The sequence below is a fragment of the Streptomyces sp. NPDC004658 genome (assembly GCF_040609555.1).
GTDB lineage: Bacteria > Actinomycetota > Actinomycetes > Streptomycetales > Streptomycetaceae > Streptomyces.
On sequence record NZ_JBEXKG010000193.1, the window covers coordinates 1 to 12318 of the forward strand.

Sequence of the window (12318 nt, forward strand, 5' to 3'; positions counted from 1 at the left end):
GGCCGGCCGCGCAGCAGGCCGCCGCCGGCACCCAGGCCCGCGCCGGCGGGTGCGTGGACGCCGAGGCGCACGAGCAGACGCTGGCGCCGTCCGGTGCGGACGGTCCGACGATCGAGGCGATCAAGGCACGCACGGGAGCCAAGCGGAAGCTGATCGTCGGTGTCGACCAGAACAGCTACCGCTGGGGCTACCGCAACCCCAACACCGAGGGCGCCCAGCTGGAGGGCTTCGACATCGACCTCGTCCACCGCATCGCCGAGGACATCCTCGGGGACCCGGACGCGGTGCAGTTCAAGGCCATACCGACCAACCAGCGCATCCCGGCGATCGAGGACGGACGCGTCGACATGGTCGTCCGCACCATGACGATCACCTGTGACCGGCTGAAGCAGGTCGCGTTCTCCGCGCCCTACTTCAAGACCGGCCAGCAGGTCCTCGCCCCCAAGTCCTCCCCGATCACGGGCTACGACGGCTCGCTGGCGCACAAGAAGGTGTGCACGGCGGCCGGTTCGACCGCCCTCGCCAAGCTGGAGGCCGACCGGAAGGACGGCCGGCTGCCCGCCACCACCGACCTCTCGACCACCGTGCCGAACCAGCTGGACTGCCTGGTCCGGCTGCAACTCGGCGAAGTCGACGCGGTGGTGACCGACGGCGCGCTCGCCGCGAGCCAGGCCGCGCAGGACCCGACCGTCGAACTGAAGGGCGGCCCGTTCACCACCGAGTACTACGGCGTGGCGATGAAGAAGGACGCCGACGATCTGGTACGCCGGGTCAACCGCGTTCTGGTGGACTACCGCGCACACGGCTGGCAGACGTCGTACGACGACTGGCTGTCGGCGACACTGGGCAAGGACTCGGCCGCGTCGAAGCCGCCCGCACCGCAGTACCTGCGCAGCAGTTGAGCCGTACCCGACCGGAACAGACAGCAAGCGAGAGGTGATCGATGGGCGTCACGGACCCCGCCGGGCCGGTGATGGACCGGGACGAGGTGGACCGTGCGCTGGCGCGGCTCGGCCAGGAGCACGAGGCGATCGAGACCTCGCTGCTGGCCCTCCAGGACCACGCGGGCCGCAGACTCCTGGAAGGCGCGCGGCTGACCGGCGTCACCAAGGAGCGCTGGCAGGCCACGGAGGCGCAGATCACCCGGCTGTGGGCGTACTTCGACGCCTACACGGCCGCGCTGCGCGGCGCCCGCGAGATCCGCGCCCGGCGCCGCTGGTCCAGCCGGGAGGACCTGGTGGAGCTGACCGAGCTGCTGCGCGGCGAGTCCGTGACCGTCCCCGGCGGCGGGAACGGCAGGCTGAGCGAGACGTTCTCGCTGTCCGCGCTGGTGGACCGGATGAACGAGCTGTACGCGACGAGCCTGGACATGATCGTCGCCGCCGACGCGGTCTGGTCGGCCCTGCCCGCGCGGATCGATTTACTCGCCGCGGAGCTCCAGCGCACCCGGCAGCTCGCACACTCGGTGGGGGTGCGCCCCGGCGAGCACCCGGCCGGTGACGACCTGGAGCGGATCACCCGCACGCTGACCGGGCTGCGCGAGGACGTCGTCTCCGACCCGCTTGCCTTCTGGGTGCCGGCCGAGGGCAGTTCGGCGCCCGGCGGCGGGCGTCCGGACACGACGGTGTACGACCGCGAGGCGCGCGCCCTGGAGGACGTGCGGCGGGAGATCGACGCCGTGCTGACGGTCCGCCAGGACGCGGAGGCGCGGCTGATCCGGGTGCGGGACGTGCTCTCGCGCGCCGACCGCACGCTGGCCGAGGCGCGCACCGCGCGCGGCGAGGTGCTGGCGAAGATCGGCGCGACCGAGGTGCCGGTGGTGAGCGGACCGCCGACCGCGCTCCAGGAGCAGCTGGCGACCGCGGCCGAGTACCGCAGGCAGGCCCAGTGGCACCGGCTCTCCCCGCTGCTGGAGTCGCTGGAGGAGAAGGCGGAGGACGAACTGCTGCGCGCCCGCGAGTCGTTGACCGCGGTCACCGCGCCGCTCGCGGTCCGCGCCGAGCTGCGCGGCCGGCTCGACGCGTACAAGGCGAAGGTCGCCCGGCACGGTCTCGCGGAGGACCCGCTGCTGGTCGAGCGGTACGACGCGGCCCGCCGCATGCTGTGGAGCGCGCCCTGCGACCTGCGCGTGGCGGAGCAGGCCGTGCTGCGCTACCAGCAGGCGGCGGCGGAACTGCTCGGCAGCGCGAGCGCACCGGAGGACCGTAAGGGGGGCGAGTCATGAGTCAGCCGGGGCAGAGCTGCCAGCGGCCGGGCTGCGAAGGGACGTACGAGGACGTCGGCGGCGGCGAGCTGTACTGCGACACGTGCGGTCTCGCGCCGGTCGTCGCGGTCGGGGGTCCGCCCTCGGGGGCGGGCATGGTGGGCTCGCCGCCCACCGGGGTCGCCAGGGGGGCGTCGGACAGCGGCAGTTCCGGCAGCTCCCGCAGTTCGCGTACGTCGTCGCAGTCGTCGAGGTCGCGCCGCTCGGTGTCCGGGCGGCTGTCCCGGTCCCTGTCCGGGACGTCGACCGGCCGCTCGGTGTCGGTGCGCAGCTCGGGCGCGTCGTCCGGCGCCTCCTCGCGGGGGCGGCTCGGCGCGGGGCTGGTCTCGGTGCCGCAGGTGCCGCGGCCCGACCCGCGCGCGATGGTGCTGGAGAACCCGGAGGTGCCGGAGCGGAAGCGGTTCTGCTCGCGGTCGGACTGCGGGGCGCCGGTCGGCCGGGCCCGGGGCGACCGGCCGGGCCGCACGGAAGGTTTCTGCACCAAGTGCGGGCACCCGTACTCCTTCGTGCCCAAGCTGCGGGCCGGGGACATCGTGCACGGCCAGTACGAGGTCGCCGGCTGCCTGGCGCACGGCGGGCTCGGTTGGATCTACCTCGCCGTGGACCGGGCCGTCTCCGACCGCTGGGTGGTGCTCAAGGGCCTGCTGGACACCGGCGACCAGGACGCGATGGCCGCCGCGATCTCCGAGCGGCGGTTCCTCGCGGAGATCGAGCACGCCAACATCGTGCGGATCTACAACTTCGTCGAGCACCTGGACCAGCGCACCGGCTCCCTCGACGGCTACATCGTCATGGAGTACGTCGGCGGCAAGTCCCTGAAGGAGATCGCCAACGCCCGCCGGGCACCCGACGGCCGCCGCGACCCGCTGCCGGTGGAGCAGGCCTGCGCGTACGGCATCGAGGCCCTGGAGGCGCTCGGCCACCTGCACAGCCGGAACCTGCTGTACTGCGACTTCAAGGTCGACAACGCCATCCAGACCGAGGACCAGCTCAAGCTGATCGACATGGGCGCGGTCCGCCGGATGGACGACGACGAGTCGGCGATCTACGGCACGGTGGGCTACCAGGCCCCGGAGGTCGCCGAGTCCGGCCCGTCCGTCGCCAGCGACCTGTACACGGTGGCCCGCACGCTCGCCGTGCTGACCTTCGACTTCCAGGGCTACACCAACGTCTACGCCGACTCCCTGCCCGACCCCGACACCATCGAGGTCTTCCGCCGCTACGAGTCCTTCTACCGGCTCCTGGTGCGCGCCACCGACCCCGACCCGGGCCGCCGGTTCGCCTCCGCCCAGGAGATGGCCGAGCAGCTGACGGGCGTGCTGCGCGAGGTCGTCTCGCTCCAGACCGGGCGGGCGCGGCCCGCGCTGTCGACGCTGTTCGGGCCCGAGACCAAGGTCACGGACACGGAGTTGTTCCCCCGGCTGCACGGGGATGTGTCCCGGCTGGGCGCCCGGCCGGTGCGGAAGGCCCACACCGTCCCGGCTGTGCCGCCGGCCCTGGTCAGGCCCGTCGACACGCCGGCCGCCGCGCTCGCCCTGCCGGTCCCGCTGGTCGACCCGAACGACCCCAATGCCGGTTTCCTGGCGGGCCTGATGGCCTCGGCGCCGGCCGAGCTGATGAGCGCGCTCACGGCGGCGCCCGCGCAGACCGTGGAGACCCGGCTCCGGCAGATCCGCGCCCGGCTGGAGACCGGCGACCACCAGGGGGCGCTGACGAGTCTGGCCGCGCTGGACGAGGAGCGGCCCGACGACTGGCGGGTGGTGTGGTACCGGGGCGTGGCCGCGCTGGTCACCGGCGACTTCGAGCAGGCAGCGCTCGCCTTCGACGCGATCTACGACGCCTTTCCCGGCGAGGCCGCGCCCAAGCTCGCGCTGGGCCTGTGCGCCGAGGTGCTGGGCCAGCTCGACAACGCGGCCGAGTACTACCGCCTGGTGTGGACGACCGACCCGAGCTTCGTGAGCGCCGCGTTCGGGCTGGCCCGGGTGCAGCTCGCGGCCGGGGACCGGCGGGGCGCCGTGGCGACGCTGGAGTCGGTGCCGGAGTCCTCCATCCACTACACGGCCGCCCGGGTCGCCGCCGTCCGGGCCCGGCTGAGACAGCGCACGGCGAGCGCGGGTGACGTACCGTTCCTGGACGACCTGACGGCCGCCGCCGGTCAGGTCGAGGCACTCCAGGCGTACGGCCTGGACCCGGAGCGGCGCGAGCTGTTGTCGGCGGAAGTGCTCGGTTGTGCGCTGGACTGGATACTCTCCGGGGGCCAGGGCACCGGGCCCGCCGCCGGCGGCCGGGTGCTGCTGGGCAGCGGTCTGGACGAGCGGGGCCTCCGCTTCGGCCTGGAGCGTGCCTACCGCGCGCTGGCCCGGCTGGCGCCCGGCGGCGAGGAGAGGATCGAGCTGGTGGAACGGGCCAACCGTTACCGCCCCCGGACGTGGGTGTAGTCGATGTCGCAGATGCCCCAGCAGGCCGCACTGGCGAAGTGCCCGAGCTGCGCGGAGCCCGTGGAGTCGGGTGACCTGTTCTGCGGAGCGTGCGGATACGACCTTTCGGTGGTGCCCGCGCCGCCGCAGGACCATCCGACGCTCACCATGACGGGCCCCGCCGGACCCGGGGACGGCACCACGTGGCCCGCGCCCGACCCCACGGCCTCCCCGGCGCCCCACCTCCCGACGGACCTGCCGGGCACCGACTCGGGCGGCGCACCGCTGTCCGGCCAGGGTCCCGGCGCCGTTGCGCCGGCGGGACAGGAGTCCGGCCCCGTCCCGGGTGAGGCACCTGAGCCCCCGCACGAGAGCGGTCCCGTCCCGGGCGGCGCCCCGTCGGGCGGCGAGACCGGTGGGGGGCATTCCTCCGGTACCGGGGTGCGGTTCGACCGGCCGGACGAGCCCGACGAGTACCCGCTGCAGGCCCCGGATCCACGGCCGGCCTCCGCGCCGGCCGACCCGGCACAGCTGTGCGTGGCCTGCCGGGCGGGCCGGGTGGACGGCGACGGCTACTGCGAGAACTGCGGGCACGCCCAGCCGCGCGAACGCGACCACGTGGAGCGGGAGTCGGGGCCGGTCGCCGCCGTCAGCGACCGCGGCCTGCGCCACCACCGCAACGAGGACGCCTTCGCCGTCGGCCACACCACGCTGCCCGACGGCACCCCGGCCGCGCTGGCGATCGTCTGCGACGGCGTGTCGTCCGCGACCCGCCCCGACGACGCCTCCCTGGCCGCCTCCCAGGCGGCCGGTGACACGCTGCTGGCCGCGCTGCCGCGCGGCACCCACCCGCAGGCGGCGATGCACGAGGCGATCGTCGCCGCCGCGCAGGCCGTCAACGCGCTCGCCGAGGAGCCCGCCACGGCCCGTGAGCACGCCCCGCACCAGAACGCCCCGGCCTGCACGATCGTCGGCGCGGTGGTCACCCCCGGCCTGCTGGTCGTCGGCTGGGTCGGCGACAGCCGCGTCTACTGGGTGCCCACCGACCGCTCGGCCCCGCCCGCCCGGCTGACCGAGGACGACTCCTGGGCCGCGCAGATGGTCGCCGCCGGCCTGATGAGCGAGGCCGAGGCGTACGCCGACGAGCGCGCCCACGCGATCACCGGCTGGCTCGGCGCGGACGCCTACGAACTGGAGCCGCACACCGCGTCGTTCAAGCCGGATCGGCCCGGCGCCGTGGTGGTGTGCACCGACGGACTGTGGAACTACGCCGAGACGGCGGAGGAGATGTCCGAGGTGGTCCCGCTCGACGCGGCGGCCCGCCCGCTGCACAGCGCGCGGGTGCTGGTGGGGCACGCCCTGGACGGCGGGGGCCACGACAACGTAACAGTGGCGGTCCTGCCGTTCCCGGCGCCGCCGCAGGGGGCAGGATCGGCCTGAGGGCCGTATCCGACGGGGGAACGGCACGGGGAAGCCGCGGCGGACCGGAGGGGACCGGTCCGCTCGCAGTCGTCACCTCGCGTCGGCGAGGTGTCCGAGGGGGATGTGAGCAAGCATGGCCAATTTCGCGAAGCCGAACGTGCCGCGGTTCTCGGTGGACGTCTACCAGAACGAGTACCTGCCCGAGGGCGGCAGCGAGGTCAACGCCATCGTCACGGTGACCGCGACCGGCGGCGGCACCATCGGCAGCGCGGTCACCGCGCCGGTGTACCCGCCGGGCGGGGGGCCGTCCGCCGCCGTCGCGATCATGGTGGACTGCTCGGGTTCCATGGACTACCCGCCGGCCAAGATGCGGGGCGCCCGGGAGGCCACGGCCGCCGCGATCGACACCCTGCGCGACGGCACCCGTTTCACGGTGATCGGCGGCACCCACGTGGCCAAGGAGGTCTATCCGGGCGGCGGACGGCTCGCGGTCGCCGACGCCACCACCCGCGAGCAGGCCAAGCAGGCGCTGCGCCGGCTGAGCGCGGGCGGCGGTACGGCCATCGGCACCTGGCTGCGGCTCGCCGACCGGCTGCTGTCCGCGGCGGACGTCACCCTCCGGCACGGCATCCTGCTCACCGACGGCCGCAACGAACACGAGTCGGCGGAGGATCTGCGGGCGACGCTGGACGCGTGCGCCGGTCGGTTCACCTGTGACGCCCGGGGCGTGGGCACCGACTGGGAAGTGAAAGAAGTCACAGGAATCGCCTCGGCGCTGCTCGGCACCGCCGACATCGTCGCCGACCCGGCGGGTCTGGCCGCGGACTTCACGCGGATGATGGAGACGGCGATGGGCAAGGAGGTCGCCGACGTCTCCCTGCGGGTGTGGACGCCGGTCGGCACGACCATCCGGTTCGTCAAGCAAGTCGCCCCGGCCGTCGAGGACTTGACCGGCCGTCGTACCGATGCCGGGCCGCGCGCCGGGGACTATCCGACCGGGTCCTGGGGCGACGAGTCCCGCGACTACCACCTGTGCGTGACGGTCCCGCCGGCCGGGCTCGGCCAGGAGATGCTCGCCGCGCGGGTCTCCCTCGTGGTTCCGCAACCGGACGGAACCGCCCAAAACCTCGGCGCGCAGGGGCTCGTACGGGCCGTGTGGACCGACGACATGGCCGCCTCCACCACGATCAACCCCCAAGTCGCCCACTACACCGGGCAGGCCGAACTGGCACAAGCCATTCAGAAGGGCCTCGACCTTCGCAAAGCGGGGGATTTCGATGGAGCAACCGCCAAACTGGGGCGCGCTGTTCAGCTCGCGAACGCCTCGGGGAACGCGGATACTGCGAAACTGCTTGCGAAGGTGGTGGACGTGGTCGACGCCGTGACAGGTACTGTGCGGTTGAAGACGAGGGTCGCGGAGGCGGACGAGATGACTCTGGAGACCCGGTCCACCAAGACTGTTCGTGTGAAGAAGTGACCCTCGGACGCGTAGGAGAAGGGGAAGCACCGACATGCCGACCTGCCCGAACGGACACCAGTCGGGTTCCGACGACTGGTGCGAGGTCTGCGGTCACCGCATGGCCGGTGCCGTACCTCCGCCCCCTCCGCCGCCCCCGGGTGGCTACGGATTCCCGCCCCCGCAGGGCGGCCCGGCCGGTGCCCGGCCGCACCCGGCCGGCGGGTCCGACCCGGAGCCGGAGCTGTGCCCGCAGTGCCGTACGCCCCGCGAGGGCGGCGCGCCCTTCTGCGAGGAGTGCCGGTGGAACTTCCTGACCAACACGGCGACCTCCTACACCCCGGCCGCCCCGCGCCCGCCGCAGCCGCGGTTCCAGCCGCCGAGCTCCACGTACGGCGGGGGTGACGGGTACGAGTACCAGGGCTCGCGGCCCTCGCAGGTGAACCGGCCCGCCGAGCCGATCCCGTCCTTCCACAGCGAGCCGTCGGGCCCGACGCCGTTCGGCGGCGACCGGGCCCCGTCCGGCCCGCCGACCTCCCCCGGTCCCTCGGGCCGGCCCCCCTTCGGCACCGGCGATCAGCGGCGGCCCGGGCCGCCGCAGGGCTTCGGCCAGGGGCCGGGTCAGGGTGGCCAGGGCGGTCCGGGCCAGGGCCCGGGCGCCGGTGGTGCGTCCGGCCCGTCCGGTCCCGGCGGCTTCGGCGGCCGGGGCACGGTGCCGGGCCAGGGCCCCGGCGGTCCCGGCGGCCCGGGTTCGGGTGGCCCGTCCGGCTTCGGCGGGGGTCCCGGGCAGGGGCCGGGTTCCGGCGGCCCGTCCGGTGCGTCCGCGTTCGGCGGCGGTCCGGGGCAGGGCCCCGGTAGTCCGTCCGGTCCGTCCGGCCCGTCCGGATTCGGCGGTGGCCGGGGGCAGGGCCCGGGACCGGGTGACGCGTCCGGCTTCGGCGGCAACCCTGGACAGGGTCCGGGTCAGGGCCCAGGTCAGGGCCAGGGCCCGGGGTCGCAAGGACCCGCCCCCTTCGGGCGTGAGCCGTCCCGTCCCGGCGGCCCCACTCCGCCCGGACCCTCCGGCTTCGGCGGTGACCCCTCCCGTCCGGTGCCGACCGGCGGTCCCGGCGGAGCCCCGCAGGCGTTCCAGCAGTCCGCTGCGCCGGCGCCGCCCGCCTTCCCGGGCGAGACCCGCCGGCCCCCGGCCGCCGACGACGACTGGGTGATCTCCCCGCCGTCGTCCAGCGGCCCCGGCGGTCAGGGCGGCGGCTACGGCTACCCGCAGCCCGGCGGCACCCAGACCCCGCCGGGACCGGGCGGACCCGGCGGTTTCCCGCAGGCGCCGCAGGCGTCCCGGTCGACCACCTGGACCGCGACCATCGGTCCGGACCGCGAGTACTTCATGGCGATGATGCAGCGCTCCGGCCCCGAGGCCGCGGGTCTGAACCTGCCCGCGTACTCGCCCGAGCAGCAGCGCACGCTGACCGGCAACCAGATCACCATCGGCCGCCGCCGGCACTCCACCGGCGACACCCCCGACATCGACCTGTCGGTGCCGCCGGAGGACCCGGGCGTCTCGCACCAGCACGCGGTGCTGGTGCAGCAGCCGGACGGCAGCTGGGCGGTCGTCGACCAGAACTCGACGAACGGCACCACGGTCAACATGTCGGAGGAGCCGATCCAGCCGTTCGTGCCGGTCCCGCTCCAGGACGGCGACCGGGTGCACGTGGGCGCCTGGACGACGATCACCGTCCGCCGGGGCTGACCGCGCCAGGCCCTAGGGCAGGGGCCAGGCGTACGGCCCCTGCGGGTCGTCCAGCCACGCCCAGGCGTGCTCGCCGGCGACCGTGACGCCGTACCGGCCGCGCCCCGGTTCGCCCTCGCGTTCCCACAGGGCGTACGCCGCCTGCGGGTCGAGGGTGCCGCGGGTCAGCGCGAGCAGGAAGCGGAACGGCTCCTGCTCGCGGGCCCGGCGCGGCAGCCCGGCCATCGAGACGCCCTCGGGGTGCGTCCCGCGCCCGCCGCGCAGCGGCACGAAGAAGGCGGCCCCGGGCAGGAACGGGCCCTCGGCGTGCTCCGCGTCCCGCACGGTGAGCGTGAGCAGGCCCGTGGCGAGCGGGGTGAGGACCCGTGCTCCGGGGCGGCACTGGGCCAGCCAGGCGCGCGGCACCGTGGGCAGCTCGCAGGTGGCGATGATCCGGTCGAAGGGGGCGCGTTCGGGCACGCCGCGGGCGCCGTCGCCGGTGACGACGACGGGGTGGTGGCCGGCCGCCGCGAGGTGCTGCCGGGCCGACTCGGTGATCTCCGGTTCCAGGTCGATGGTGGTGACGAGGTCGTCGGAGCCGAGCCGGTGGGCGAGCAGGGCCGCGTTGTAGCCGGTGCCGGCGCCCACCTCCAGGACCCGGTCGCCGTCCTCGACGCGCAGGGCGACCAGCATCCTGGCCATCAGGGACGGCTGGCTGCTGGAGGACACGAGTTCGCCGTCGCGCAGCCGGGTGGCGAGCGGGACGTCCTCGTAGGCGCCGCGCACCCAGCGTTCCCGGGCCCGGCGGTCGGGGCTCTCGCCCCAGCGGCGTTCGTAGCCGTGCGACCCGGCGACGTAGTAGTACGGCACGAACAGGTGCCGGGGCACCGCCGCGAACGCCTCCCGCCACTCCGGGTCGTCCGCCCAGGCCCCGTCGGCGTCGATCTCCCGCACCAGCTCGGCCCGCGCCGCGTCGGCGAGTGCCTCGGTCTCGGTGTCGTGGACGCCCATGGGTCCACAGTAGGGGCGGGCGGTCCCGCACGGGGGGGCACGGGGCTGGTCCTAAGCCTGGAGTCCTCGGTCACCCGGTCTGAGACGATGGACGGGTGAATGAGATTCGGCGCGGCACGCTTCAGGAGCAGACCTTCTACGAGCAGGTCGGCGGGGAGGAGACCTTCCGCCGGCTCGTCCACCGTTTCTACGAGGGGGTCGCCGAGGACCCGCTCCTGCGGCCGATGTACCCCGAGGAGGACCTGGGTCCGGCCGAGGAGCGGCTGGCCCTGTTCCTGATGCAGTACTGGGGCGGTCCGACGACGTACAGCGAGAACCGCGGCCACCCCCGGCTGCGCATGCGGCACGCCCCGTTCACCGTGGACCGGGCGGCGCACGACGCCTGGCTGCGGCACATGCGGGTGGCCGTCGACGAGCTGGGGCTGTCGGAGGAGCACGAGCGGACGCTGTGGAACTACCTGACGTACGCCGCCGCGTCGATGGTGAACACCCCCGGCTGACCGGACGCACCGGCCGTCACTGAAGGTCGGATTCCGGTCACCCGTCGCCGCATTCCGATCACAATCCGGTATAGACCGGCGAACAACCGCTTACCCGCCGCCCGGCCCTCTGCCAGCATCGCCCGAAGGTCTGGAAGCACCGGACACACGGGGGCCGGGTGACGGGGTTCGTCTTCTCACGCGCGCGTGCGCACCGCCTGCTGCTGGGCGCCGCGCTGCTGACGGTGGTGCTGACCACCGCCGTGCTGGCGACGCTCACGGCGTACTCGGGGGCGATCGGCGACGCGGCGCTGCGCCATGTGCTCGGCGACCCGCGCAACGCCGCCGACACCGCGCTGATCGTCAAGGCGGACGTGCCCCCGGCCGGGCGGACCGCCGCCGACACCGCCGTACGCCAGGGCGCGCGCCGCACCTTCGCCGGGTTACCGGTGGCCGTGCGGACCCTGCGCCGCTCGGGGCCGTACGCCCTGCCCCGCTCCCTCCAGCCACCCGCGAGCAGGTCGGGCGACCCGGACCTGACGTACTTCGCCGCACTGGACCCCACACAGGTGCGTCTGGCCGCCGGCCGCCTCCCCCGCCGTACCGGGGCCGCGACCGAGGTGGCGCTCCCGGAGACGGCCGCCCGCGCGCTGCGGGTGAGGCCCGGCGCCCGGCTCACCCTGGCGGACCGGCTGCAAGGCCCCCCGGTCCGGGTCCGGGTCGTCGGCGTGTACCGCCCCGCCTCGGTGACGGCACCGTACTGGCGGCTGGACGACCTGCTCGGACGCGGGGTGAAGAAGTCCGGCTTCACCACCTACGGCCCGCTGCTCGCCGACCCCGCCGTCCTCACCGGCGGCCGGGTCAGCGCCGGGGCGACGGGCTGGCTGGCGTCGGCGGACTTCGCCTCGGTGACGACCGGCCGGATCGGGGAACTGCGCGCGGCGGCCCGGGCCGGCAGCGCGGCCCTGCGCGAGCCGGCCGCGCTCAGCGGTACGACGGTGTCGCAGACCGCGCTGCCGGACGTGCTGGACCGGGTGGACCGTTCGCTCCTCGTGGCCCGCTCCACCCTGCTGATCGTCGCGCTCCTGCTCGCCCTGCTCGCCGGCTACGCGCTGCTGCTCGTCGCCCGGCTGCTCAGCACCGAACGCGCCGACGAGACCCGGCTGCTGCGGGCCCGCGGCGCCTCCCGCACCCGGATCGCCGCGCTCGCCGGGGCCGAGGCCCTGCTGCTCGCGCTGCCCGCGGCCGTGTGCGCCCCGCTGCTCGCCGGCCCGCTGACCGCGCTGCTGGCCGGGCACGGCCCGCTGGCCCGGCTCGGCCTGCGCCTGGACCTGCCGCCCGCCGGCCGGCCCGCCGTCTGGCTGGTCGCGGCCGGCGTCGCCCTCGGCTGTGCGCTGGCGGTAACCGTACCGGCGCTGACGGGGACGGGGCCCGAGGCACGCCCGGCCGGACCCCGGCGCCCCAGGACCCCGAGACTGCGCGGAAAGACGGCCCGGCCGGGCGCCGACGCGGCGGCCCGCCCGGATGAACGGTTCCAGCTCATC

General features: G+C 75.0%; 9 protein-coding genes. 8 read left to right on the forward strand and 1 reads right to left on the reverse strand.

Features of this window, described 5'->3' with window-relative positions:
- The 6 genes from ABZV94_RS36275 to ABZV94_RS36300 form a co-directional block, all read left to right on the forward strand.
- Positions 1-902: glutamate ABC transporter substrate-binding protein (locus ABZV94_RS36275; protein ID WP_356348323.1), on the forward strand; the 902-nt coding region annotated here is incomplete at its 5' end.
- Between the two features lie 41 nt (positions 903-943).
- Positions 944-2224, forward strand: a complete 1281-nt coding sequence (locus ABZV94_RS36280; RefSeq protein WP_356348324.1) for a hypothetical protein — start codon at positions 944-946, stop codon at positions 2222-2224.
- Positions 2221-4701, forward strand: a complete 2481-nt coding sequence (locus ABZV94_RS36285; RefSeq protein ID WP_356348326.1) for a tetratricopeptide repeat protein — start codon at positions 2221-2223, stop codon at positions 4699-4701. Before ABZV94_RS36280 ends, ABZV94_RS36285 begins: the two co-directional genes overlap by 4 nt.
- 3 nt (positions 4702-4704) lie before the next feature.
- Positions 4705-6120 carry a protein phosphatase 2C domain-containing protein gene (locus ABZV94_RS36290; protein WP_356348328.1) on the forward strand — a complete coding sequence of 472 codons (1416 nt, stop codon included), beginning with the start codon at positions 4705-4707 and terminating at the stop codon, positions 6118-6120.
- A gap of 115 nt (positions 6121-6235) precedes the next feature.
- Positions 6236-7579 (forward strand): VWA domain-containing protein, encoded by a 1344-nt coding sequence (locus tag ABZV94_RS36295; protein ID WP_356348330.1) that lies wholly within the window; start codon positions 6236-6238, stop codon positions 7577-7579.
- Between the two features lie 34 nt (positions 7580-7613).
- Positions 7614-9305, forward strand: coding sequence for an FHA domain-containing protein (locus tag ABZV94_RS36300; RefSeq protein ID WP_356348332.1), 1692 nt, complete (start codon positions 7614-7616; stop codon positions 9303-9305).
- Between the two features lie 12 nt (positions 9306-9317).
- Here ABZV94_RS36300 and ABZV94_RS36305 read toward each other — a convergent pair whose 3' ends face one another.
- Positions 9318-10295 (reverse strand): methyltransferase domain-containing protein, encoded by a 978-nt coding sequence (locus ABZV94_RS36305; protein ID WP_356348335.1) that lies wholly within the window; start codon positions 10293-10295, stop codon positions 9318-9320.
- Positions 10296-10390: 95 nt separating this feature from the next.
- Here ABZV94_RS36305 and ABZV94_RS36310 point away from each other — a divergent pair, with 95 nt between their 5' ends.
- Together ABZV94_RS36310 and ABZV94_RS36315 are read left to right on the forward strand one after the other, a co-directional pair.
- Positions 10391-10795, forward strand: coding sequence for a globin (locus ABZV94_RS36310; RefSeq protein WP_356348337.1), 405 nt, complete (start codon positions 10391-10393; stop codon positions 10793-10795).
- Positions 10796-10953: 158 nt separating this feature from the next.
- Positions 10954-12318: FtsX-like permease family protein (locus tag ABZV94_RS36315; protein WP_356348340.1), on the forward strand; the 1365-nt coding region annotated here is incomplete at its 3' end.